This window comes from Chryseobacterium mulctrae (assembly GCF_006175945.1).
GTDB classification, from domain to species: Bacteria; Bacteroidota; Bacteroidia; order Flavobacteriales; family Weeksellaceae; genus Chryseobacterium; species Chryseobacterium mulctrae.
Genome location: NZ_VAJL01000001.1, coordinates 619,582 through 645,315, shown reverse-complemented (window position 1 = coordinate 645,315; position 25,734 = coordinate 619,582). Strand labels below are relative to the sequence as shown.

The window sequence follows — 25,734 nt, the reverse complement described above, 5'->3', positions numbered from 1 at the left end:
TGATCTACTTTTAAGGATAACAAATGTAGAAACTTTTTATCTTGTTAAGATCAGAAGGTAAACCGTTTGATATTTATTTTTGTTTTAGATTTGCCGTTATGTTGTATGTATTTTTGATAATGAATCTCATCGCTTTCACAGTTTTCGGAGTAGATAAATGGAAGGCAACCCAACACAAAAGAAGGATCTCAGAGTTTTCTTTGCTGATTCTCACGTTTTTTGGAGGAACGGTTGGCGCTATTTTAGCCATGATGATTTTCAGACATAAAGTGTCCAAAAAAAGTTTTTTGTGGAAATTTGGAATTATTATTTTAGTACAAATCTTTTTGGTGTTATTTTTTAAATTTAAAATATTGAATATTAAAATGGGTTGATATTTTAACATTTTTTAAATACCACATCACCCTTTCACGGCATTATATTTTCTTAGTTGTTAGCATATAACACCAAAAATAAAATATTATGTCAAAGAAAATTGCAATCTTAGCAACCCACGGATTTGAAGAAAGCGAATTAAGATCTCCAAAAGAACATTTAGAACAACAGGGTTGGACGGCTCATATCGTCAGTCCAAGATCTGGAACTATCAAAGCTTGGGCAGAAAAAGACTGGGGAAAGGAATATAATGTTGATAAGACCTTAGATGAAGTTTCCGCCTCAGAATATGATGCATTGGTACTTCCGGGCGGAGTTATTAATCCTGATCAATTAAGAACAAACGAAAAAGCTTTGTCTTTCGTTCAGGATTTTTTCAAACAACATAAACCTGTTGCTGCAATTTGTCACGGTCCACAAATTCTGATCAACGCAGGTGCTGTTGAAGGGAGAAATTTAACTTCTGTCAATTCCATTAGTATCGACCTGAAAAATGCAGGAGCAGTTTGGGAAGACAGTGAAGTTGTTGTAGACAATGGTCTGGTTACAAGCCGTACTCCGGAAGATCTTCCAGCTTTTAATGCTAAAATGGTTGAGGAGATCAATGAAGGGAAGCACGAAGATCAGGATTTTTAATTATTTTGTCCATTTGACTCCTTATAGTCGTCGAACCACTTCGTTAGGTTTTGGTTTGAAAAAAATCAAGACTGCAAGGATTAGCTAAAATTTAAATTATTATTAGAAGCTTTTTCCCGCTTTCCACTATATCTTTTGTTCCGCTTTGCTGCACAAAAGGATGTCGTTGCAATCGGGGCTAAGATTTTCGTTGTTCCTTCAATGTTTTAGAATTAAATCAACTTTGTCATCTTGTAGACATCTTGGTTCAAATATTCTTTACTTTAAAAATATATCTTTGAAAATATTATTTTTTCGATATATATTTATGGCTATTTATTAAAAAAAATAACCATGAAAAAACTAACATTCAAACTAATCGTTGGAGCCGGATTAGTTCTAGGAACGGCTACCTTATTTGGACAAAAATCTTTAAACAAAATTACACCAGCTGAAAAAAAACAGGATGCCAGTGTTGAGGGTACTTGGAAACTCTATAAAGCAGATGGAAATGTCATGAAGGAGAACGTAACAAAAACATTTGCAGCTAATGGTGTAATCACTACAAAATATCCACAGAGAACAACAAAAACGAAATGGAAAATCGAAAACGGGCAACTTTGTACAGACGATTTTGGTGGTGAGTTTAAATGCAGCGACTATAAAGTCACAAAAACCACTTTAACTTATAATGTTTTGAATTCAGAAATTATTTACACTCGTAAATAATAGATTCTGATAGATAACTTTTGAAAATAAAGATGCCCGAAAAAATTCGGGCATTTGTTTTAGAAATATATAAGTAAGATTACTTCAAAGTAAACTTCACCTTAGTTTTAACTGCATCAGAAGAATTTCCGATTTGCGCTTCAAAATCTCCAGGTTCTGCAACCCAGTCGTGTTTCTGAGCGTCAAAATAACTTAAAGCAGTTTTATCAATTGTAAAGGTTACTTCTTTCTGTTCACCAGGATTTAAAAATACTTTTTCAAAACCTTTCAGTTCTTTTGCAGGACGTTCAACTGATGATTTTACGTCGGTAATGTATAACTGAGCTACTTCTGCACCAGCTTTTTTACCTGTATTTTTTACAGTTACCGTAAAGGTAATTTTATCATCCTGATTCATGCTCGTTTTGTCGGCTTTTGCTTTTCCAAACTCGAAAGTGGTGTAGCTTAAACCATGACCAAAGCTGAATAAAGGCTTGATTTTTTTGGTGTCGTGCCAACGATAACCTACAAATATTCCTTCGTTATATGTAATGTTGATCGGGTTTTTCTGATCTTTACCTTTTCCTGCAGCCAATTCTTCTTTGTTTCCAGGATATTCACCCATTGTGTGAGCCGAATTGTCTTCCAGTTTCACAGGGAATGTAAACGGTAATTTTCCTGAAGGATTGGCATCACCTGCCAAAATAGAAGCGATAGAATTTCCTGCTTCAGAACCCAAATACCAACCTTGAACTACAGAAGGCACGTCTTTAATCCAAGGCATTGCTACTGCATTTCCTGTGATCAAAACAACGGTGAAATTTTTGTTAGCTTTTGCTAAAGCCGAGATCACATTATCCTGATTGTAAGGAAGTCCGTAACTTTTTCTGTCGTTTCCTTCGCTATCCTGAAAGTCGGCTTTGTTTAATCCACCTACGAAAATTACGTAATCAGATTTTTTTGCCAGCTCAACAGCTTCTTTCAGTAATTCTTCCGGAGAACGGGTGTCTTTCAAATCCTGACCAGATTTTACACCGTTGTATTCTCCACCGATATCTCCTACATAACCTCTTGCATATTGTACATCTGAATTTTTACCGAATTTAGCTTTAATTCCGTCTAAAGGTAAGGTTTCATATTTTACTTTTAATGAAGAAGAACCACCACCAACTGTCATTACTTTGATCGCATTCTCACCAATTACCGCAATTTTCTTAGCCTTACTGATGTCGATTGGAAGTACGTTGTTTTGGTTTTTCAACAAAACAATTCCTTCTTCACCGATTTCTTTTGCTACCGCTTTATGCTCTTCAGAAGCGATGTTTCCAAAAGGTTTTTTGGTGTTCATCGTAGTTTTATAAGCTAAACGTAAAAGTCTCGTCACTTTATCGTCAAGCTCTGCAGTTCCTACTTTTCCTGATTTAATAAGGTCTAAATAAGGTTTTGCTAAATAATAATTGTCGTATGCATTTCTTGTTCCTGCTGAAAGACCGTTGGTCCAGCTTCCGAATTCTACATCCAATCCGTTATGAATAGCTTGTTCAGTATTGTTTACCGCACCCCAATCTGAAACAACAACTCCTTTATATTTCCATTCTCCTTTAAGAATATCATTTAAAAGATATTGGTTTTGGCTTGCATACTGATTTTTATACATATCGTAAGCGCCCATGATCGTCCAGGAATCTCCTTCAGTTACTGCTGCTTTGAAAGGCGGAAGGTAAATTTCATACAGAGTTCTGTCATCAACAATAACGTTGCTTGTATGACGGAACATTTCCTGATTGTTTAATGCGAAATGTTTTACAGAAGTTGCCACTCCGTTAGATTGTACTCCCTGAATATAAGGAACGACCATCTTAGAAGTCAGATACGGATCTTCACCCATGTATTCGAAGTTTCTTCCGTTTAAAGGAGTTCTGTAAATATTTACTCCAGGTCCTAAAAGAATGTCTTTTTTTCTGTATCTTGCTTCTTCGCCCAATGCTTTACCATAGTTCCAAGACATTTTCTTGTTCCATGTTGCTGATAAAGCGGTTAAAGCAGGGTAGGCGATAATAGAGTCATTTGTCCATCCGGCCTGATCCCATTCGTCCCACATTACTTCGGGGCGAACTCCGTGTGGTCCGTCGGTTGTCCAAAATTCAGGAATTCCCAATCTTGGAACACCGGGAGAACTGAATTTTGATTGTGCATGAAGCATTGCTATTTTTTCTTCCAGAGTCATTCTGGAAAGTGCGTCCTGAATTCGCTGTTCAACAGGTTTAGATTCGTCTAAATAAACAGGAGTCGTATTGTTTTGAGCCATTGCAGAGGCAGATATTAACGTAAACAAACTTAGAAGTACAGTTTTCTTCAACATAAAAAACTTTTTATTGATTGTTTACAAAAATAGGTAAAATATTTATTATCTCAAATTGAGAAAATGTGTTTTTTGAGAAATGATTAATTTTTAAGTTTAGCCTTGAGAAAATTGATAACAATATTCTGAATAATTTTGTCTTTTCTCGTAGATCATAGAAATTTAGTGGATAGAAAAAATCTGCCTGATTTGCTTGATCAGCGAAATGAATTTTAATTCCATAGCAACGGGAAAGTGATATTAAAAGAAAAAATACCGCTCCGGAGGCAAAGGTTTTTCCGAAGCGGCATCGCATATAATAATAGAATTTTTTGTAGGAATAGGAGATCTGAACTACCCCGTCTTTTTGCTGGCGCAAAAATTCACCCCTTCAAGAAAGGGGAATTTAACCATCAACTGGCAACTATCAACTATCAACCAACTGCTCCATTAATTCCAGCCTTTCACAGCACCACCTTTGAAGATTTCTTTAGCTTTATCTTCAACTTCTTTCGACTGATAAGCTTTCAGGAAATTTTTCACTTTATCTGTATTTTTATTGTCTTCTCTTGAAACTACAACATTCATGTAAGGAGAATCTTTATCTTCTTTGAAAATCCCATTTTTATCGGCATCCAATCCGGCTTGAGCAGCAAAATTATTATTGATGATGGCAATTACCACTTCTTTATCGTCCAAAACTCTTGGCAATTGTGGGGCTTCAATTTCTAGAATTTTCAGTTGTTTAGGGTTATCTGCAATATCGGTTACTTTGGGTAGTAAGCCAATTCCGTCTTTTAATTTTAATAAACCGTTTTTTTGTAAAAGTAGGAGAGAACGACCTCCATTAGTTGGATCATTTGGAATTACAACTGTGCTTCCATTTTGAAGTTCACTGATGCTTTTTATTTTTTTTGAATAGGCTACAATCGGATAAACAAAAGTTTTTCCAATCACAGCTAATTTATAACCACGCTGTTTCGACTGCTCGTTTAGGTAAGGAACATGCTGAAAAGCATTCGCGTCAATATCGCCATTATTTAAAGCTTCGTTAGGAATAACGTAATCGTTGAAAGAAACGAGTTCTACTTCGAGATTATATTTTTCTTTAGCTACTTTTTTAGCGGTTTCGGCAATCTGCTGTTCAGGTCCGGAAGTGATTCCTACTTTGATGAAATTTGGATCATCTTTTTTTGGAGAATTACACGCTCCGAATAACAATAAACCTGCTGCTAATCCTAAAATTTTTATTTTTTTCATTGTAAATTTTTTTTTATTTTTAAAAGGTTGGGTGCTGGATGATGGAAGCTGGATGTTCATTTAGTAATATTGAATGGTGAGAAGTTATAAATTAGATATCTCCCTATTGTTGAAACCTTATAAATCTGTTCTCGTTGATACAAACTCTAAAGCGCTAAAACTCTCAAACCCTCCCACTCAACTCACCTATGATCAAATCTTTTCGCCAATCGATCACCTGAAAACTGAATGATAAATACCAAAGCGACCAACAAGCCAAGAACAAGATTCATGATCAATGCATCGTAACCGATATACCCGTACTGATAACCAATTTGTCCCAATCCACCAGCTCCGACAGCGCCACCCATTGCAGAATATCCTACAAGAGTTATTAAAGTAATCGTCGCATTGTTGATCAATGATGGTAAAGCTTCGGGCAACAAAACTTTTTTGATAATCTGAAACGGAGTTGCTCCTAAAGCTCTTGCAGTTTCAATCAAACCATTCGGAATTTCCAAAAGACTGTTTTCAACCAATCTTGCAATAAATGGTGCTGCTCCAATGCTTAAAGGAACTAATGCCGCATTCATTCCGATGGAAGTTCCTACCAAAGATCTTGTGAAAGGAATCATCCAGACAATCAAAATAATGAAAGGAATCGACCTGAAAATATTTACTAAAATTGACAGAACTCTGTTATAAATTGTGTTTTCTAAAAGCTGTCCTTTTCGGGTTACAAAAAGAAGAACTCCAACAGGAAGACCCAAAACAAAACCGAAAAAACCTGAAACAAATGTCATGTAAACTGTCTCCCAAATTCCTTTTGACAGAAGCGAAATTACCGTGTCACTAAGCATAACCTTTTACTGTATTTTGAATGTTATTCTGATTGAAATAATAGATTGCTTTCTGGTTTTCATCAGCTTCTCCCTGTAACTGTAAAAGAAGTTTTCCGAAATTGGAATCTCCCAAATATTCTACATCAGCTTTCAGAAGTTTGTACGGGATTTTATATTGATCGTAGATTACAGAAAGCAGTTTTTCTACGCTGATACTTTCGTTCAGTTCGATTTCAACCAACGGAAACAAACCATCTTGTGGCTCTCTCTGTAGTTTTTTGTTGAGTTCTTGCGGTATAGTCATAACACCTGATTTTAAAAATTGTTTGATGATAGGATTTTCTTTGTTGGAGATAATTTCACTCAAAGTTCCTTTTAATATTAATTGTCCTTTATCGATGACAGCAACGTGATTACAATCGGTTTTAATAACATCCATTTCGTGGGTGATCAATAAAATCGTTATTCCTAGGCGATTATTAATGTCTCTCAATAATTCTAAAATAGATTGCGTTGTTGCCGGATCGAGCGCGCTTGTCGCTTCATCACAAAGCAGGAGATAAGGATCATTGGCTAAAGCTCTCGCAATCGCAACTCTTTGTTTTTGACCACCGGAAAGGCTTTTAGGATAATCGTGAGCTTTATCTTCAAGACCTACGATTTTTAAAAGTTCATTTACTTTTTCTCTGATTTCATCTTTACTAAAATTATCCAATTCAAGCGGAAGTGCAATGTTTTCAAAGACAGTTCGTGATGAAAGAAGATTAAAATGCTGAAAGATCATTCCTATTTTTTTCCTTTCATGGGCTAATTGTTTGGAATTTAATTTTGTAAAATCTTTCCCGTTAATAATAATTTGTCCTTCATCCGGTCTTTCCAACAAATTAACGGTTCGGATTAAAGTGCTTTTTCCGGCTCCCGAAAAACCGATAATTCCGACAATATCACCTTTTTCAATAGTTAAATTGATATTATGTAAAGCTTTAAAAGCTTGTTTTTTCTGATGAAATGTTTTGAAATATTCTTTATTTCTATCATTTTTCTCTAATTTTTAATAAAAAAAGGCTCTACAACGTGGTAAAGCCTTTAAAAATATGTTATAATAAAAGTAAGGTCAGCCACTAAAATTCCCACACAAAGGCGTACAGCAATACATCATCATATAATTGATGTTAATCTTCGACATACAATTATAGGTGAATTTTGATTTCATTTCCATTTCCTAACTTGAATACGGATGCAAATATAAAACATATATTTTTACTAGTCTACTAAAATAATAGACTTTTTTGAATATTAATTTTAAATATGCGTTTAAATAATTGTAAATCAGTGTTTTATTTTTGTTTCCTAATTTGATTAAATTGAAAAATATTTTAATTCTTAGAATAATCTTATTTTAGCCCTCATGAAAATTCAAATCATCAGCGATTTGCACCAGGAATTCGGATTGTCTGATTTATCTTTCGATAGAGCAGATATTATTGTATTGGCAGGAGATATTAATTTAGGGACAAAAGGAATTGAGTGGATCAAAGCTAAAATTCCCAATAAACCAGTTATTTATGTTTTAGGAAATCATGAATACTACAAAGGTTCTTATCCGAAAACTTTAAACAAAATAAAAGAAGCCTCAAAAAACACCAATGTACATGTACTGGAAGATTTTTTCGTTGATATTGAAAATATAAGATTTCACGGTGCTACTTTATGGACAGATTTTTCAATTTTTGGTGATCCGAGATATTACGGAATGACTTGTCAATCTGTGATGAATGATTATAAGAAAATCACTCGTGATCCTTCCTATTCAAAAATGCGAAGTATTGATACTTTTAAGATTCATCAGTTTTCAAAACAATGGCTCAAAGAAAGTTTGGAAAATTCAAAAGGAATGAAAAACATTGTGGTTACCCATCACGCCCCAAGTTTGCAATCGGTTCCTGAGCACTTTAAAAAAGATCCGGTTACTTCAGCGTATGCTTCCAATCTTGAAGATTTCATTTCCGAACATCAACCTCTTTATTGGATTCACGGTCATATTCACACGCCTACGAGATATAAAATAGGAGAGACCGAAATTATCTGTAATCCGCACGGTTACATTACCGAAAAATATAATGGGTATGAGAAAGAATTGATTATTGAAATTTAATTTTAAACAGAAAATCACAGAATTTTTAAAGTAAAAGAAAGTCTTCTCCGTCTAGAAAAGTAAAGGTTTTCAAAACCAAAAAATTATGGAGAATACAAACATCAACAGCGGAATTATTTTAATTCCAGATTTCAGTGGATTTACTGAATTTGTGTTCAATACAAAACTTTATACCGGCGAATATATTGTAAAACAACTACTTTCTATTTTGATTGATGTAAACAATCAGTATTTTAATATTTCGGAAATTGAGGGCGATGCGATTTTATTTTATCGTTACGACAATCAACCTTCGTACAAAAAGATTTCCGGAATGCTGAGAAATATGAGAAAGACTTTCAATATGAAAATTCAGGAATTAAGCGAAATGTTGAATACCACCATCGAATTATCATTAAAATTTATTGTTCACTACGGAAAATTTTCACAGTACAATATCGGAAGTTTCAAAAAACTTTATGGAAAACCTATTGTAGAAGCGCATCAAATGCTGAAAAATGGTTTTGCTGAACAGCCTTCTTATGCTTTGTATAGTCATTCTTTTCTGGAAAATTCTCAGAATAAAGAATATGTTTTAAACGAAGATGAAATGCATGTTTCAGATGTTGGTGCAATTCAATATTTTGGAAATATAGATTAGCAAATTTATTATTAATTCCCTGTTATTTGTTTTTGTTAGCGTCTTGATAAATTCGGGTGTTTTTTATTTAAATATCAGTCACTTGCTTTAAATGTAAAGTTATAGAAATTTACTTCTACCTTTCCTTTTATTGACACTGAGTATGCAATTAATAAAGTCATTAAAATACTAATTGTTATGATAACAAGCGAGGAAGATTTAAATTTTTTATTTAAGTTATTCATTTTACTTATTTTTATTTGTTAGCATGTACCAAAAAAAATCGCCCCGCTTGTGCGAGACGACTGGAGTAAAGGTATGGATATTGAGAATACGATTAATTAATGTCAAAATTATTTCATATTATAACTATATATTTTTTGGTTTAAAAACCGTTTTTATTACCAATATATTTAATTTATATTTTGATACTAATATGATGAGATATAATAATCACCATTAGTATTATTTGTTAAATTAAATTGCAGAAGTTTTAATATGAACTAAATTTGGATGAATCCAAAAAAAATCCCGACTTTTGCAACCCTCCCAATAATCCCGATTATTCATGAAACTTTGTATTGCCGAAAAACCCAGTGTTGCCAGAGATATTGCCAAAGTATTGGGCGCAACCATGCCTAAACAAGGATATATGGAAGGAAACGGCTATTGTGTAACATGGACTTTCGGACATTTGTGCACCTTAAAAGAACCTCACGATTATGGTCCGCAATACAAATCCTGGAATTTGTTTTTGCTACCGATTATTCCTCAAAGTTTCGGGATCAAATTAATTCCAAACAAAGGCGTTGAAAATCAGTTTAAAGTAATCGAAAGATTGGTAGCTGAATGTGATGAGGTTATCAATTGCGGGGACGCCGGTCAAGAGGGAGAACTTATTCAGCGTTGGGTTTTACAAAAAGCAAAATGCGACAAACCTGTACAACGTTTGTGGATCTCGTCTTTGACAGAAGAAGCGATCAAGGAAGGTTTTGAAAAATTAAAACCAGCCGAAGATTACAAAAACCTCTACCTCGCAGGAAATGCAAGAGCGATAGGAGACTGGTTATTGGGAATCAATGCAACGCGACTTTTCACTAAAAAGTTTGGTGGAAATAAAGCTGTTTTATCGATTGGAAGAGTGCAGACTCCGACTTTGGCGATGTTGGTTCAGCGTCAGAAAGAAATTGATGCGTTCACAACCGAAGAATATTGGGAACTGAAAACCAAATACCGTGACGTTATTTTCAACGCAGCGATTGACCGTCTGAAAACTTTAGACCGAGCCGAAAAAGGTTTGGAGTATCTGAAGCTCAATGCTTTTGAAATTCTTTCATTTGAAATTAAAGAAGGAAAAGAAAAAAATCCAAGATTGTTTGATTTGACCGGACTTCAGGTGGAAGCTAATAAAAAGTTTGGGTATTCTGCAGACAGTACTTTAAAATATATTCAGAGTCTTTACGAGAAGAAACATGTGACTTATCCGCGTGTTGATACGACGTATTTATCAGAAAGTTTATACCCGAAAATTGGAGGGATTCTTCAAAGTATGGTTATTTATAAAGATTTGATTTCACCTTTGCTGGAACAGCCGATTCCAAAATCGAAAGCGGTGTTTGATGATGCAAAAGTGACCGATCACCACGCAATTATTCCAACTGAAATTCCGCCTTCTTCCAATTTAACGAGAGAAGAAAAAATGATTTATGACTTAATTGCGAAGCGTTTTATCGCCGTTTTTTATCCTGAATGTAAAATTTCAAATACGTTGGTTGAAGCTCAGGTTGGAACAATTCCTTTTAAAACAAGCGGAAGACAGATCCTCGAACCGGGTTGGAGAGCGGTTTATGCTAAAGATGCCAAAGAAGAACCGACCGATAAAGAAAAAGATAAGGAAGAAGAACAGACGATCCCCGAATTTAAAGTAGGGGAAACAGGATCACACGAACCGATGATCCATCAGGGAAAAACTTCGCCACCAAAACCCTACACCGAAGCAACTTTGCTTCGAGCGATGGAAACTGCCGGAAAGCAAGTGGATGACGAAGAACTTCGTGAAATGCTCAAGAATAACGGAATCGGAAGACCTTCAACCCGGGCAAATATTATCGAAACACTTTTCAAAAGAAAATATATTGAAAAGAAAAGAAAAAATCTGATTGCTACTCAAACCGGAATTCAATTAATTGATACTATTGAAGATGAATTGCTGAAAAGCCCGGAATTGACAGGGGAATGGGAGTTAAAACTTCGTAAAATTGAAAGTGGTGAATACGAAGCCAATCAGTTCAAGGATGAATTGATACAAATGGTGACCGAATTGACTAAAAAAGTGGTCGACGGAAAAGCAAAAGTTTTTACTTTACATGAAGAAAAAGAAGAAGTTAAGGAAAAGAAAAAACGTGAACCAGCCGTAAAAAAAGAATTACAGTCTTGGGAAGAAACACGATGCCCAAAATGTAAAACCCATAATTTGATGAAAGGTAAAACCGCAGTCGGATGTTCCGATTTTAAAAACTGCGGCTTCAAGGTTTCATTTGATATTTTCGGCAAAAAAATTTCTGACAAACAGTTAATGGATTTAGTTTTAAAAGGAAAAACCTCAAAACTAAAAGGATTCACAACACATCCTGAGAGGTTAACGGAAGGAGTTGTTACGCTATCACCTGAATTTCTAACAGTTTTACTATAATTAAGGCTGGAAGATGGATGTCTGAAGCTGGAGGTTTATTTAGCTATCAAATCAGGAATTGTTCAACTAGTGAAAATTTGGACTATCTATGAAAATAATCCTTATTAAACATCCATCATCAAGCTTCCATCATCCTACTTTAAATAAAGCCTCATCCTCGCTTCATATTCAGGCTTGGTTTTCAATAACTTCCAGATTTTTTTATCATCAGGATTGCTGATTCTGTAATAAATAATTTTATCTGCGGAATATTTAAAATACGGATGGTTTTTCAGCCATTCTTCGGGTGCATCAACCAAAGTATATCGTTCAACTTTTGAATTATTGAGTGGAGCAATGCTTAATAATTTTTGAACCAATTCTTTATCAATATTGTAGGTTTCCAAAATTTGTTCTTTGGTCATAAATCCGCCTAATTTTTTTCTGAAACCGATCATTGAACCTGCGCTTTTGTCATCCAAACCAAACTCTAAAAGCTGTTTAAACGTAATTGAATTCATATCTGTTTTTGAAAAGTCAGTTTTCTCTTGTTTAAGTTCTGGCTTTTTCTCTTCAGAGGTTTTCGCTATTATTGATGGATTTAATTTAATGAAAGGTTTTAATTCTTCGAACTTTTCTGCTGAAATAACAAAGCAATTTTTAATATCTTCTAAAGTTTTAAAACTTCCTTTCAGGTTTCTGTCACGGTAATTTACAATGACATTGGCTTGTTTTTCTGAAAATCCTAAAGCCGTCCAACCATTCACATCCAAAGTATTCGGATCAAAAGAAGTTTGCAGAGTTTTAGATTTAAATGAATTGGATTTTCCAGCATAAGCATTAAAATTCGCTGGTGTTTTTACAGGAAGAATTAAATAAGGTTCGAGTTTCGTATAATTTTCTTCATTAATGATAAAACATTCTTTGAATTTCTCTTTACTGACAAAACTTCCGCCTAAATAATTTTTATATTTTAAAATTGCAGAAGCCTGTTTCTCAGAGAACCCCATATTTTCCCAATCATTTTGTGAAAGTTGATCAGGATTAAATTTTCTTGTGATGTTTAAAGATCTCTTTTCATAAGTTTTAAAACCTGAATTTCCGGATCTTACTTCCAGATTGGTTTCAGGTAATAAAATAAAAGAACTTAATTGAGAATATTTTTCTTCAGAAATAGCATAACATTTTTTGAGTTGCTCTTTTGAAAGGAATTTTCCGCCAACAATTTTTTTGTATTTTAAAATCGTTGCTGTTTGTTTTTCAGAGAATCCGAGCTTTTGCCATTGATTTTCATCTAAATCGTTGGGATCAAATTCAGATAAAGATTCTACAGGTAAACTTTCAGAAATGAATGTGACTTCGGGAAAAGGCTTGTCGGATTTGTCTGTATATTTTTGAAATCCAAGTAGAACAAGCAATAACATTCCGAGAAATGCCATCTTTTGATAGTAATTTTTTTTCATCGTTGTCTATTTATGTTTGGTTGACTTCGATTTACCGAAATCAGAATACAATAAAGTTATGAATTAATTTAATTCACAAGCTTATAAAATGAAAAAAAATAATTAAATAATTGTTTTATAGGGAAATGTAAGGGATGGTTAATGTTTGGGAGAAATGGATTTTTTTTAGATTTTTCTACTAAAGAGTCAATTAACTTTAATATAATAAAGCCAATATCTCGAAAGTTTTTGAATTGATTGTAAGTGTATTTATACCGGAAAAAATAACCTTAAGAATCGCTTTTTTTGTGAATGAAAATTTGGACAAGTGAAACGACAAAGATTCCAATCAAAGCAGCCATTAAGTAGGTGTTCACATTAAAAACAGCTCCGACAATTATAAGAAATAATGAGACTCCGGCCAGAGTTTTTAAATGCTTTCGGTGTTTTACTTTAATCATTTGATATTACGTTTTTATTCAGAATCTTTTTCTACCAAAGAATCTTTTAGCTTAAGCAATTCTGCTTTTACGAATTCTAAGCGGTCGATTAGTGTTACCGTTTCAGAAATTTTTGAGTTGGTTGTTAACGCAATTCTTGCTCCATCAAGCGTATAACCTTTTTCTTTCACCAAATGATAGATGATTTTCAGATTTTTAATGTCTTCGGGAGTGAAGTAACGGTTTCCTTTTTTGTTTTTTTTAGGTTTAATAATTGGGAATTCTTGTTCCCAATATCTTATCAATGAAGCGTTTACATCGAATGCTTTCGCAACTTCTCCTATCGAATAATACAGTTTGTCGGGTAAATTTGTCTTCATTATAAAATCCTGAAAAATCAAAGATAAATATTTTTTAAGCTTTACTACAAATACACGTTGTAAAATGTGCAGTTTAAGCGTATTTTTGTTCTCTTTCACACATAATCAATCAGGATGAATTCTATCTCGGTATTGCATATCAATCTTTTTCAGTCAGAGAAAAACGCTCCGGATTTTTATTTCAATACGCTGAAAAATCATTTGATTTCCAGCCATAAACATATCGAGAAACCACATCGTCATGATTTTTATGTCACTGTTATTTTCACTAAAGGAAGCGGAATTCATGAAATAGATTTTCAAAAATATGATGTTTCTGAAGGGAGTCTGTTTTTTCTTTCTCCGGGACAGGTTCACAGTTGGGAACTTTCTCCGGATACCGATGGTTATATTTTCTTTTTTTCTCAGCCTTATTACGAAATACATTACGTTAATCAAAAGCTGAAAAATTTCCCGTTTTTTAATTCTCCGAGTTTTTCAAGAAAACTTCAGCTTGAATCTGATGAATTGATAAATATGATTCGCCTTTTTGAGGCTATTGGAAGCGAGCATGAGTCTCAGAATGTAATGAAACAGGGATTTATTCTTTCACTTATTTCTCAAATTTATATTCAGTCGGTAAGAGAGTTTGCTAAAGATGATGAAAAAACCTCAGCAACAAGTGTGTCTTATTTTAAACATTATCAGGATTTTGAAAACTTGCTGGAAGAATCTTTTACCTCTCAAAAATCAATTGCTTATTACGCATCACAAATGAATATCTCGGCAAAGCATCTTAACAGAATTACACAGACTGTTATGCAGAAAACTGCTTCTGAGATTATTACTGAAAGAGTGATTCTGGAAGCTAAAAGAATGCTCATCTATCTTGATGAAGGTCTTGTGGAAATTGCTTTCAGATTGGGTTATGAGGAGTATTCTTATTTTGCGAGGATGTTCCGTAAAAACTCAGGGATTACACCCTCGCAATTTATTAAAAATCATAAAAACTAATCTTTTACAATGCGAGTTTAAAAGGTCCTTCAAAGGTTGTTTCGAAAGTATCTAAAACTTCATTTTTTTCATCTAAAACAACGATGGTTAAATTTTGTTTTGAAGATTTAATTTCATTTTCCGGAAAAGCAATTCCAATAGATCCTTTCAGAATTTGGTCACCTTTTAATGTGATTTTGCTCGGTCCTGAAGAAATAATTTCGGCATGAGTAGGGTGCGTCACTTTTATGGTAATTACTTTTTTCTCATTGGTTTTATTCAGAAAAGTATAGGTGAAATTATTGATGATTTTTCCGTCTCTCACAAAAAATGTAGAGCCTGCAGGTTTTATAAATTTTGCTTCCATAGAACCTCTGTCGTTTAATAAGAATCCTAAAAATCCTATCAATAACGCCAGAAAAATTGTGGTAATAATCATTCTTGAAGTTATTCCAAGTTTTTTTCCGGTTTCAATTTCTGATTCTGTCGCATATCGTACCAATCCGGTTGGTAAACCTACTTTTACCATTACCTCATCACAAGCGTCGATACAGGCAGTACAGTTAACACATTCTAATTGCTGACCGTTTCTGATATCAATTCCTGTTGGACAAACCACGACACATTGTCCGCAATCAATACAATCACCTTTTCCTGAAGATTTTCTGTCTTCTCCGTTTCTCCATTTGGCGCGACCTTCTCCTCTTTTTGTATCGTAATATACATTGATGGTCTGCTTGTCGATTAACACACCCTGTAATCTTCCATAAGGACAAATCAAGGTGCAAACCTGTTCACGCAACCAAGTGAAAACAAAATAAAAAGCCAATGAAAAAGACAGCATTGCTGTAAAATGTAAAGGATTTTCTAACGGACCTTCCTGAATGATTTTGAAAATATTTTCGTACCCGACAATGTACATAAACATAAAATGAGAGATAATCAATGAAATAATAAAGAAAACAGACCATTTTAAAAGTCTTTTTCTTATTTTTTCGGAATCCCAACTCTGCCTGTCGAGTTTCATTTGTTTGTTACGGTCGCCTTCGATCCAATATTCTATTTTTCGGAAAACCATTTCCATAAAAACGGTTTGTGGGCATAGCCATCCACAAAATATTCTCCCGAAAACCACGGTGAATAACATCACAAAAATGACAGAGATCACTGCTCCTAACGCCAAAATAAAAAAATCCTGCAGGTAAAATGACTGACCTAAAATAAAGAATTTTCTATCGATAAGATTGATTAAAAGAAACGGGTTGTTGTTAATTTTTAAAAATGGAATTCCAAAAAATAAAGCTAATAAAACATAACTTGTATAATCTCTGTAATTGGTAAACTTACCTTTTGGCTTTCTTGGAAAAACCCATTTCCGTTTTCCTGTGTCGTCCATTGTTCCTACAGAATCTCTGAAAGCCTCACCATCACTTCCTGGAATTTTTATATTGCCTTGCTGAATGCTCATCTTTTGAATTTTATTGAATTAAAAGGACTTTTTTAGATAATTAATAAATCATTTCTGAAATAATAATGAGTCTAAATTCCCCTCATTAAAGATGATACAAAGCTCTTGATTTTAAGGTTCAATAAATAATATTAAACACTTACAAAATAGTACAAAAAGGACATTTTGTTATTTGTAGTTAAACTAAATAAATAGTTATATAAAATTGGCTAAGCTTTTTACAAATCGTAAATTGTATGCCTTAAATTTATAGAAATGAAAAATATTTTGAATGCGGGTCTTGTTGGTTTGGTTTTGGCATTTCTCAGTTGCAAATCACCAAATTACAATGCAATGCTTGAAAATACCGAACCAAAATTAATATCAGATCAGTTTTCATTTACTGAAGGTCCGGCAACAGATAAAACCGGAAATGTTTATTTTACTGATCAGCCCAACGATAAAATTTATTTCTGGGACTGGAAAACCGATAAAGTGTCTTTGTTTTTAGACAAAACCGGAAGAGCCAATGGAACGTATTTCGATGAGAACGATAATTTAATTACCTGTTCAGACAACGAAGGTGAAATCTGGAAAATTGGCCAAGACAAATCGATTGAGGTTTTATCAAAAGGTTTTGAAGGGAAAAGATTAAACGGACCAAACGATCTTTGGCTCGACGGAAATGGAGGAATTTATTTCACAGATCCTTTGTATAAAAGAGATTACTGGCAAAATTTTAAAGTAGAAATTCCTGAAAAAAATCTATACTACATAAGCAAAGACGACAAAATTTCAAAACTTGAAACTTTTGTGCAGCCGAATGGAATTATTGGAAGTATAAAGTTGAAAAAGCTGTATGTTTCAGATATTGATGCCGGAAAAACCTATGTTTATGATATTCTGGGCGACGGAAAATTGTCTGAAAAGAAACTTTTCTGTGAAATGGGATCAGACGGAATGACGCTTGATCAGGATGGAAATCTTTATATTACAGGAGACGGTGTGACGGTTTTTAATACCAAAGGTGAAAAAGTTCATCACATTAAAATTCCTGAAGACTGGACGGGGAATGTAACTTTTGGAGGGGAGAAAAACGATATTCTGTTTATTACCGCTTCAAGATCAGTTTATACTTTGAAGACGAATACAAGAGGGGTAGAGTAGGTTAAGGTCAAGGTTAAGGTTGATCTTTATTAGTATCAACCTTAGCCTCAGCCTCAAAATTAATAAGCAACTTCTATTTTTACTTTCTTGCCTTTCAGTTTTTCAGTGCTTAGTTTTTTAAGTAATTCTCTTACTTTATTTCTGGAAACCGCTACGTAAGAAGTGGTGTCTTTTACTTCGATCAAACCTACATCTTCTTTTTGCAACTCGCCTTTCTTTATTAAATATCCTACGATATCTACTTTATTGACCTTGTCTTTTTTTCCGGCGCTAATGTAGATCGTCTGGAACGGTGAGTTTCTAGGAACAGTAGAAAATTCTGTTACAGACTCTTCAGGAGTGTCTTTTTTGATAAACGGAAACTTTTCACTTTCAGTCATGATTAAATAAACAGAACCTTTTGCATTCATTCTTGCCGTTCTTCCGTTTCTGTGGATAAAAGCATCTTCCATTGTTGGAAGTTGATAATGTACAATCGATTCTATTTCCGGGATGTCGAGACCTCTTGCCGCCAAATCTGTGGTGATCAATACTCTTGCGGTATCGTTTCTGAATTTCAGTAAGGCGCGTTCTCTTTCGTCCTGTTCCATTCCGCCGTGGAAAGTTTCACGGTCAATGCCTTTTTCGCGTAAAAGCTCAGAAATACGGTCTACCGCTTCTCTGTGATTACAGAAAATAAGCATCCTTTTATTTCCTATTTTGCAGATAAGATGAAATAAGGTGTCAAGTTTATCCTCAGAAGTCGTTATTACTTTTCTTAATTGAATGTCGGGTTTATTATCTCCTAGCTTTAAGAAATCAATTACTTTTTCATCTTTCAAACCTGTGAACTTAGGAATTTCATCCATTGATGTTGCAGAAGTAAGCATTCTTTGGTAAAGATTGTACATGTTTTCGATAATGTATTCCATATCATCATGAAAACCAAGCTCTAAAGCTTTGTCAAACTCATCCAGAACCAAGTTTTTTATGGTTTTTACATCAAGATTTTTATTTCTCATATGATAGGCAACTCTTCCCGGAGTACCTATTAAAACTGCCGGAGCTTCTTTAAGATTGTTTACTTCAATTTTTTTATCGTGTCCACCGTAGCAAACAGTCACTTTAAAATCTGTTCCCATCGATTTGAAAACCTGCTCAATCTGTAAAGCCAACTCTCTTGCCGGAACCAAAATCAAAGCCTGAATTCCTGTAGATTCTTTCTTTAAACTTCTAAGAACAGGAAATAAAAAAGCAAGTGTCTTTCCTGAACCGGTTGGTGAAAGTAAAACAACATCGGTGTTGTTTTCTGTAGTTTTGTATGTAGATTTCTGCATCTGATTCATATCCTGAATCTGCAGTTTTTTATAAATAGATTCTAATTCCATTTTGCAAAGGTAGGGGATTTAGGTGTAAATAGTAAAACCTCTACTAAATCACTTTAAAAGAAACCACTTTTTAGAATAATTTAGAAATGAAAATGAGCATAATTGGTAATAAATATTGTTGATGGGAATTTTCACTATTTAAAATACTCAATTTCATAGTAAGTTTCATATTCTTTCTCGGAAACATTATTAGAACTCAACTCGTAAGTTATATTTTGTAAACTATCAAATTCATATTTGTAGGTCGTTATTTCTTTGTGATTTTTTAAATGATTGGTGAAAATTTTCTCAGTAACATTGCCTTTGTTATCATGTTTATAAAAATCAGTACAGCAATATTCGTTATCTCTATATGTCATGCAGTTAATTAACCTGCCTGATTCATCATATTTATTTATTGTAATGTAATTTTGATTCTCTTCTTTCAATAGTTTGTATTTACTTGAATATATATGAATTTCTTTGTCTTCTATATTCTTTGATTTGTAAACAATGGTTACCTTATTATCTTTGTAAGATATTTCTTTTGTGTATTTTCTTTTTGGATTGTTGTTTGTGATATTTGTAGGCCTTCCTTCACCATCATATGTTATTAAGACATCTAAATTAAATTCGTAATCTTTTTTTTCTTTTAGATTATTCTCTATTATTTTTTCAATCTTTCCATTGGTGTTATAGTAGATATTTTTAACATTAACTGTATCTCCATTTTTAATTTTAATTTCCTTAATCAAATTATCGTTTTTATCATAAGTATAATAAAAATTACCACCAGAGGAATATTCAGATTCAATTAAGTATCCTTTATCATTAAACTTATCTATCCTAAATGAATCGTTCCTTTTTTTTAAGGTTTTAATTTGCTTTACCTTACCCTGATAAGAGCTTTTATAAACATTATAGAAGTCATATTTATTAGGAAAAAATTTAAGGTCACTTGTTACGATAGAATTTTTAAAATCTAAATCAGAGATATAATCAACTTTTTGTTTATTAATATCATATTCAGTTAAATCAATATATAAAGAGTTTTTAGAATCGATTATGTCTGTATTGGTTGTTTTTTCTTGTCCGAAACTGTAAAAACAAGTTGTAAGTAAATAAAGTAAAATAATTCGTGTCATATTTTTGAAAATCTCTTCTTGATATAGCTATTTATGCAGGTAGTAGCTCTAGTTGTAATTCGTTTTTTATCTCTCAAATATAAAGAAAATCACCTCGCAAGGAATCAAAAAGATAAAATAAACTTGATTTTTATACAAGCGATATCTTTCCCAAACCCAGTAATTACTTTAAGATTTTCCTAACTTCGCAAAAGATATTTTATAATTAAACGACTAATCGTCAACATTCAAACATGACCCCTGAAAAAACAAAACTTATGACCGATAGTTTCAATCGCTCTGAAACTTTAAAATTCTATAAAGCCGAATTATTGGAAATAGAAACGGATTATGTATCCATCAAAATCCCAAAAATGGAATTGATGACGAGAAAAGCAGGAATGTTCAACGGAGCAATGATTGCTTCTTTGGTTGATGTTTCTTCAGGATATGCTGCGGTAAGCCATTATGAGCAAGATTGCTATGTGGTAACAGTGGAACTGAAAGTGAATTATTTAAGGCCCGCAATGGGAGACGCCTTAGTTTCAAAATCTTATGTAGTAAAAGGAGGCTCCAAAATCAGTGTTATCAGAACTGAAATTTATACAATTGACGAAAACCGTACTTCGGAAAGCCATGTAGCAACCTCTTTGGTGACAATGATGAAAATTAAATAGATTAAAACAAAAAAACTTAGTATTCATCATTGATTGTACGTGATTGGAATAAGTTTTGTTTGTAAAAACCAATAATATAAAAAATTAAATACTATGAACTTAATTATTCGACTGCTGGTGACAGCTATTGTAGCTTTTGTACTGACTAAGATTTTACCGGGTGTACATTTTGAAGGCTTTTCAACGGCAATTATTTTTGCAATTGTTTTAGGAGTTTTAAATATTATTGTGAAGCCTATTTTAAGTCTTTTTGGCTTGCCTCTTACCATTATTACTTTGGGCTTTTTTGCTTTGGTAATTAATGCAATTATTATTCTTATAGCAGATTACTTTATCGATAGCATGGTAGTAGACGGTTTTTGGTGGGCATTTATTTTCAGTATTGCACTGTCTATAGTGACGTCACTTGCCAATTCTATGTTTTCAGATGGAGATTAATTGAAGTAAATTATTAAAGATAAAGAAAAGTGGAAATTCAAAGGATTTCCACTTTTTTTTATGAATGGGTTGCTCTTTGGTGTTTCAAAAGAATGAATATTTTGAAGTTTTTTTGAAGTTTCTAAATAAATATAATGCTTGGATATCCCATTATTATTGTGATGTTAATATATTTTTAATAAATTATAAATAATTATTTATTATTGTGTATTTTGTAATTTAAAAGTATTATTTTTAAAGTATATTTATTATTAAGTTATTTTTAATTAATTAATAATTTATTTACACCAAATTTACATGACAAAATATTTACAAACTTTCTTGTTGTTTGTCAGTTGTTGTGCTTATTCTCAAATTCCCATAAGTGTGAAGGTGAAAGACGCTCTGGGAAATGAGAATTTTCATGTAACCTGTACAAATGATCTCGATGCTAATGGTTGTATTCCGCTTCATGTAGAATACCCGGAGCTGAAACAAGCTACAACGTACCAACTCACCCAAGGAACGTATAATCCGCCAATTCCACTGAATCAATGAACGGCGCTGAATGCCAATTTTGACGATTTATTTACGCCAAAAATAGATTTACCATTTAAGTTTTGCTTTTTTAATCAATATTTTGAATCTGTCGTCATCGGTTCAAACGGAATGGTCACTTTCGACCTGAATCAGCAGGGAAATATCAATTATCCCAATGTTCTTTGGCAAAATCCTAATCAGGGTTTACCCAAGAATTCTATTTTCGGAGTGTATCATGATATGGTCTTTTCTGCCGCAGACGCTTCTGAAATTTATTATTCTACAATAGGAACTGCGCCTTACCGCAAATTTGTCATCAGTTATTATGACGGAAGAGTCGCTGGTTGTACAGATCGGTCTTCATCACAAATTGTTTTACATGAAACAACAAATATTGTAGAAGTTTTTGTTGATAAAAAACTCACACCCTGCCCAACCAGAAAGTTTGAAAATGCTCTGATTGGAATTATAAATGATACGGGAACTTTAGGATATTCTCCGGCTTCAAGAAATACAGGGAATTGGCAAGCTATGCAGGAAGCATGGAAATTTACTCCCACTGGAAGTACGATTCAGCCAACGGTAACGTGGACTAATTCTGCAGGACAAACTGTAGCATCAGGAATTCAGGCTACTTTATGCCCTACACAGAATGAAGTTTATACCGCCAATGTTGTTTTTAATATTTGTGGAAATAGCAATCTGACGTTAACTGATGATTTTACCCTTGATTTTAATCCTTCTTATCCAATTTCAAGAAATTATACCCAGAATTTTTGTGGAAATGCTCCGATTCAGCTTAATCTGAATGATTTTAAACCTAATGTAACTTCACAAAATCCAGCGAGTTTTAATTTTACTTTTCATCAGTCTTTAGCTGATGCGCAAAATAATCAGAATAGTATTTCTACAAGTTATTCGCTCAATTCTAATAAGGTTTTATATGTAAGAATTCAAAACCCCAATGTTCCCGGATGTTTCAGAGTGGCAGTTCTTACTTTGAATTTCATCACCAAAAATCTTTTGACAGATAGTATTTTGCTTTGTGACACCAATAATGACGGAATCGAGCAGAACTATGATTTAAGTTTCTTAAACAGCCAGCTTTTTCCTGCAGGAACATCTGGATTTTCATATTATCTGTCTCAATCGGATGCTCAAAATAATACCAATACGGTAACAACTGCAAATATTACAGTGAACACAAAAGTTTGGGTAAGATTACAGGATGCCGCATGTACTTATATTCTCGGACCTGTAAATTTTACTTTCCAACCGGGAGTTAATGCCAATTCTCCTATTAATTTTTCGTACACGATGTGCGACATTAATGCAGATAATAATGAACCTTTTGATTTTGCTTTAAATATTGGACCTTTGATTACAACACAACCGGGAGTTACTTTTACTGTTTATCAGACTTTTGCAGAAGCATATAATAATTCAGGAACCGTAGTAGGAACGATAAAAGAAGGGCAGTACACGGTTTACATCAGAGTTCAGATTCCGGGAGGATGTTTTGCAGTGGTTACTGTTAATCTAAATATCACTTTTACCAAGATTTTAGTCAACGATAAAAATGAATATATCTGCTTCAATGGAACCGATGATATTACTGTGAATCTACAAACGCTTTCTGCAAATATGCTTGTTGCTCCGTCAACGGTTCCTGTTGTAGAATTTTATGATAATTATTTAGCTGCATTAGACGGAATAAATCCTATTTCACCAACCCAAACTATTACAGAAAACGGAAATTTTGTAAGCAAAACATTTTATGTCCGGTTTGAGCAAAGTGATACGTGTTATACAATTAAAGCGATTAATGTTAATCTGGTTCATCCAGTGATTGTAGATTCCAATTTTAGTGTTTGCGATTTTAATAATGATAATACAGAAGTTGTTCCGCTCGCTCAGTTTTCTGGGGCAATTATCGGAAATCAGAACGCAACTACAACTTTTTATCTAACACAAGCTGATGCTCAGAATGGAACCAATCCTGTAACCAGTGTAAATGTTGTTGGTACAAGACAGATTTTTGTGAAAATTAATTCTTACAATTGTACTCAGATTTATCCGGTGACCATCAGTTTGTTATCAACTCCGGCTGTAAATTCTGTTGTAAATATTAATCTGACCAATATTTGTGATAACAATAATGATGGAGTAGAACTGTACAATCTTTTGTCGGCTCAGCCTCAGATTTATAGTGGTTCGAATGTTACATTTACATATTATACTTCTTACGATCCTGCAACGCATGTTTTTTCGGGACCAATCGCAAACCCGAATGAACTTCCTGTTCCTGGAAATGCAACAGTTTTTGTAAAAGTGCAGTTTAATAACAATGAATGCTTTTCTGCATCACAATTGAATATTCAGATGACATTTTTACCTGTGATTGTATTAAAGAATGCTGTTTTAAATACGTGTGACGAAGATTTTAATCTGAATGAAACCTTCCAGCTGAATGATGCAATTCAGCAGATGTTTTTAGCTTCTCAGAACACATATCCACTTTCTGATATGACGATTACTTATTACAATACTTTAGCAGAAGCCAATGCAGGAGTTCCTTCTACTCAGATTGGAAACAGTATTGTAACAACGGTTTCTACGGTGAAGGTTTGGGCAAGATTTCAATCAAAAACGAACGGCTGCTTTTCAGTCGCGCCGATTGAGTTGAATACATATTTTCCTCCAAAAGCAATTAATTCAACCATAACAGTTTGTGATGATAATCTTGATGGCGTTTATGAAGTCAATCTGATGAATTATACCAATCTTTATGTTGATATTCCGAATACAATCAATACTTTCACTTTTTATCTTACTCAAAGTGATGCACAAAACGGAGTAAATCCAATTGCAAATCCACAAAACTTTACGGCAAATCCTTTTCCACAGCAGATTTGGGTAAAAGTGATGAATATTCCTGGATGTGATGATATTGCAACAATTAATTTTATTATTGGAACTAAAGTGGTACTTCAAAATTCAGGACCGTTCCTTCTAAATAATGTCTGCGATACCTTAAATGACGGAATAGAAAATGTAAACCTTACTCAATATGAATCACAGATTTTCTCAGGCGGCACGGCTACCTTTACTTATTACACTTCTTTAGCTGATTTAAATTCAGGAACAAATGCTATTACCAATCCTGCAAGTTATTCTTTCAATCAAAACTTAGGATTAGATACAATTTATGTAAAAGTAAGTGTTCCCGGATTATGTCCTGAAATAGCAACCATTAAAATTTCTCTTAAAAAAGTTCCTATTTTTGAAATCCCAACCCAGTATTTCTGTCCGGATGCGACATTCAGCTATACTTTAAAAGTTGAAGGACATACGATTGTAAGTTATGTATGGACGAATCCTGCCGGACAAATAGTTTCTACTACAGATACTCTCATTAATGCTGGAATGGTAGGAACCTATACCGTAACGGTAACATCAGATAACGGATGTTCTTACACTACGACTTTTGAAGCTAAATATTACGATGTTCCGGTCATTCAGAATATGATTGCGAGCGGTAATACCTATACGATTATTGCTACCGGTTCGCAGCCAATTCTCTATTCAATTGACGGAATTAATTGGCAGGCAACGAATGTTTTCTATAATTTACCGACAGGAATTACAACATTTTATGTAAAATATGTGGAAGGAAAATGTATTGTAAAACAGGACGGTGTTATTTTAGATATTAAAAATGCAATTACACCAAACGGAGACGGGCATAATGATAAATGGATCATCAGGAACCTTCATGTTTTCGGAGCCAAAATGACCAATGTAAAAGTATTTGACCGTTATCAATATCTGATTTTTGAGCAAAATACAAATACCCAAATCGTCTGGGACGGAACCATCGCGGGAAGAGCAATACCAACTTCGAGCTATTGGTATGTGATTACACTTCCGGATGGAAGAACATTTACGGGCTGGGTACTTGTGAAGAATAATAATTAAAATATTTTGAATAAGAATAACTACCTCATTGAAATTCAATGAGGTAGTTTCTTTTTGCAGAAATATTGATTAGATAAGTACCTTGTTTATCATTCCGTAGGAATCTCAACAATAATTTAGAAATAGCGCTTAGATTCCTACGGAATGACAAACTTTGAGTAAAGTTTGAAAAGGAATTCCATTAGGCTGTATATTTTCTCATTTGATTTGCACGAGTTTTCTAATTTGAATATCTTTAA

The 25,734-nt window shown here is 33.5% G+C and carries 21 protein-coding genes; 12 read left to right on the top strand and 9 right to left on the bottom strand.

The features are described from left to right. The first annotated feature begins 98 nt into the window (after positions 1-98). From FDY99_RS02815 to FDY99_RS02805, 3 genes are all read left to right on the top strand, one after another. Positions 99-374, top strand: a complete 276-nt coding sequence (locus FDY99_RS02815; RefSeq protein ID WP_139418995.1) for a DUF1294 domain-containing protein — start codon at positions 99-101, stop codon at positions 372-374. An 88-nt stretch (positions 375-462) separates the two neighbouring features. Continuing rightward, the gene (locus FDY99_RS02810; RefSeq protein ID WP_139418993.1) at positions 463-1,011 is read left to right on the top strand and encodes a type 1 glutamine amidotransferase domain-containing protein; all 549 of its coding nucleotides are present in this window, start codon (positions 463-465) and stop codon (positions 1,009-1,011) included. A 333-nt stretch (positions 1,012-1,344) separates the two neighbouring features. Next, positions 1,345-1,719 carry a hypothetical protein gene (locus FDY99_RS02805; protein ID WP_139418991.1) on the top strand — a complete coding sequence of 125 codons (375 nt, stop codon included), beginning with the start codon at positions 1,345-1,347 and terminating at the stop codon, positions 1,717-1,719. Positions 1,720-1,798: 79 nt separating this feature from the next. Here the strand turns inward: FDY99_RS02805 and FDY99_RS02800 are convergent, their stop codons facing one another. The 4 genes from FDY99_RS02800 to FDY99_RS02785 form a co-directional block, all read right to left on the bottom strand. Continuing rightward, positions 1,799-4,060: a glycoside hydrolase family 3 C-terminal domain-containing protein gene (locus FDY99_RS02800; RefSeq protein ID WP_139418989.1), complete on the bottom strand. Its 2,262-nt coding sequence runs from the start codon at positions 4,058-4,060 to the stop codon at positions 1,799-1,801. A gap of 429 nt (positions 4,061-4,489) precedes the next feature. Next, positions 4,490-5,299: a methionine ABC transporter substrate-binding lipoprotein MetQ gene (gene metQ, locus FDY99_RS02795; protein ID WP_139418987.1), complete on the bottom strand. Its 810-nt coding sequence runs from the start codon at positions 5,297-5,299 to the stop codon at positions 4,490-4,492. Positions 5,300-5,481: 182 nt separating this feature from the next. Continuing rightward, on the bottom strand, positions 5,482-6,138 hold the full coding sequence (metI, locus tag FDY99_RS02790) for a methionine ABC transporter permease MetI (protein ID WP_139418985.1): 657 nt from the start codon (positions 6,136-6,138) through the stop codon (positions 5,482-5,484). Continuing rightward, complete coding sequence (locus tag FDY99_RS02785; protein WP_262711421.1) at positions 6,131-7,051, bottom strand: methionine ABC transporter ATP-binding protein; 921 nt, start codon at positions 7,049-7,051, stop codon at positions 6,131-6,133. Before FDY99_RS02785 ends, metI begins: the two co-directional genes overlap by 8 nt. Before the next feature lie 477 nt (positions 7,052-7,528). Between FDY99_RS02785 and FDY99_RS02780 the strand changes: the two genes are divergently transcribed. From FDY99_RS02780 to FDY99_RS02770, 3 genes are all read left to right on the top strand, one after another. Further along, positions 7,529-8,275 carry a metallophosphoesterase gene (locus FDY99_RS02780; protein ID WP_139418981.1) on the top strand — a complete coding sequence of 249 codons (747 nt, stop codon included), beginning with the start codon at positions 7,529-7,531 and terminating at the stop codon, positions 8,273-8,275. Between the two features lie 85 nt (positions 8,276-8,360). After that, on the top strand, positions 8,361-8,915 hold the full coding sequence (locus FDY99_RS02775) for a DUF2652 domain-containing protein (RefSeq protein WP_139418979.1): 555 nt from the start codon (positions 8,361-8,363) through the stop codon (positions 8,913-8,915). 547 nt (positions 8,916-9,462) lie between these two features. Beyond that, on the top strand, positions 9,463-11,586 hold the full coding sequence (locus FDY99_RS02770) for a type IA DNA topoisomerase (RefSeq protein ID WP_139418977.1): 2,124 nt from the start codon (positions 9,463-9,465) through the stop codon (positions 11,584-11,586). A 134-nt stretch (positions 11,587-11,720) separates the two neighbouring features. Here the strand turns inward: FDY99_RS02770 and FDY99_RS02765 are convergent, their stop codons facing one another. Together FDY99_RS02765 and FDY99_RS02760 are read right to left on the bottom strand one after the other, a co-directional pair. Further along, positions 11,721-13,028 (bottom strand): helix-hairpin-helix domain-containing protein, encoded by a 1,308-nt coding sequence (locus FDY99_RS02765; protein ID WP_139418975.1) that lies wholly within the window; start codon positions 13,026-13,028, stop codon positions 11,721-11,723. 454 nt (positions 13,029-13,482) lie between these two features. Further along, a complete protein-coding gene (locus FDY99_RS02760) occupies positions 13,483-13,827 on the bottom strand; it encodes a MerR family transcriptional regulator (RefSeq protein WP_034757421.1) in 345 nt (114 codons plus the stop codon). A 114-nt stretch (positions 13,828-13,941) separates the two neighbouring features. Here FDY99_RS02760 and FDY99_RS02755 point away from each other — a divergent pair, with 114 nt between their 5' ends. After that, on the top strand, positions 13,942-14,820 hold the full coding sequence (locus FDY99_RS02755) for an AraC family transcriptional regulator (RefSeq protein WP_139418973.1): 879 nt from the start codon (positions 13,942-13,944) through the stop codon (positions 14,818-14,820). Between the two features lie 4 nt (positions 14,821-14,824). On the opposite strand, the gene ccoG is transcribed toward FDY99_RS02755, so the two are convergent. Beyond that, complete coding sequence (gene ccoG / locus FDY99_RS02750) at positions 14,825-16,267, bottom strand: cytochrome c oxidase accessory protein CcoG (RefSeq protein WP_139418971.1); 1,443 nt, start codon at positions 16,265-16,267, stop codon at positions 14,825-14,827. Positions 16,268-16,522: 255 nt separating this feature from the next. Between ccoG and FDY99_RS02745 the strand changes: the two genes are divergently transcribed. Continuing rightward, positions 16,523-17,413, top strand: a complete 891-nt coding sequence (locus FDY99_RS02745) for an SMP-30/gluconolactonase/LRE family protein (RefSeq protein ID WP_139418969.1) — start codon at positions 16,523-16,525, stop codon at positions 17,411-17,413. Positions 17,414-17,472: 59 nt separating this feature from the next. Here the strand turns inward: FDY99_RS02745 and FDY99_RS02740 are convergent, their stop codons facing one another. Then, entirely contained in the window at positions 17,473-18,780 is a 1,308-nt protein-coding gene (locus FDY99_RS02740) for a DEAD/DEAH box helicase (RefSeq protein ID WP_139418967.1), read from the bottom strand. A 134-nt stretch (positions 18,781-18,914) separates the two neighbouring features. After that, a complete protein-coding gene (locus tag FDY99_RS02735; RefSeq protein WP_139418965.1) occupies positions 18,915-19,904 on the bottom strand; it encodes a hypothetical protein in 990 nt (329 codons plus the stop codon). Between the two features lie 233 nt (positions 19,905-20,137). Between FDY99_RS02735 and FDY99_RS02730 the strand changes: the two genes are divergently transcribed. The 4 genes from FDY99_RS02730 (at position 20,138) to FDY99_RS02715 (ending at position 25,495) form a co-directional block, all read left to right on the top strand. Beyond that, the gene (locus tag FDY99_RS02730; protein ID WP_139418963.1) at positions 20,138-20,560 is read left to right on the top strand and encodes a PaaI family thioesterase; all 423 of its coding nucleotides are present in this window, start codon (positions 20,138-20,140) and stop codon (positions 20,558-20,560) included. Positions 20,561-20,653: 93 nt separating this feature from the next. Beyond that, complete coding sequence (locus tag FDY99_RS02725; RefSeq protein WP_139418960.1) at positions 20,654-20,998, top strand: phage holin family protein; 345 nt, start codon at positions 20,654-20,656, stop codon at positions 20,996-20,998. Between the two features lie 297 nt (positions 20,999-21,295). Then, positions 21,296-21,535: a hypothetical protein gene (locus tag FDY99_RS02720; RefSeq protein ID WP_139418959.1), complete on the top strand. Its 240-nt coding sequence runs from the start codon at positions 21,296-21,298 to the stop codon at positions 21,533-21,535. A 111-nt stretch (positions 21,536-21,646) separates the two neighbouring features. After that, a complete protein-coding gene (locus FDY99_RS02715; RefSeq protein WP_139418957.1) occupies positions 21,647-25,495 on the top strand; it encodes a T9SS type B sorting domain-containing protein in 3,849 nt (1,282 codons plus the stop codon). The last annotated feature ends 239 nt before the right edge of the window (positions 25,496-25,734 follow it).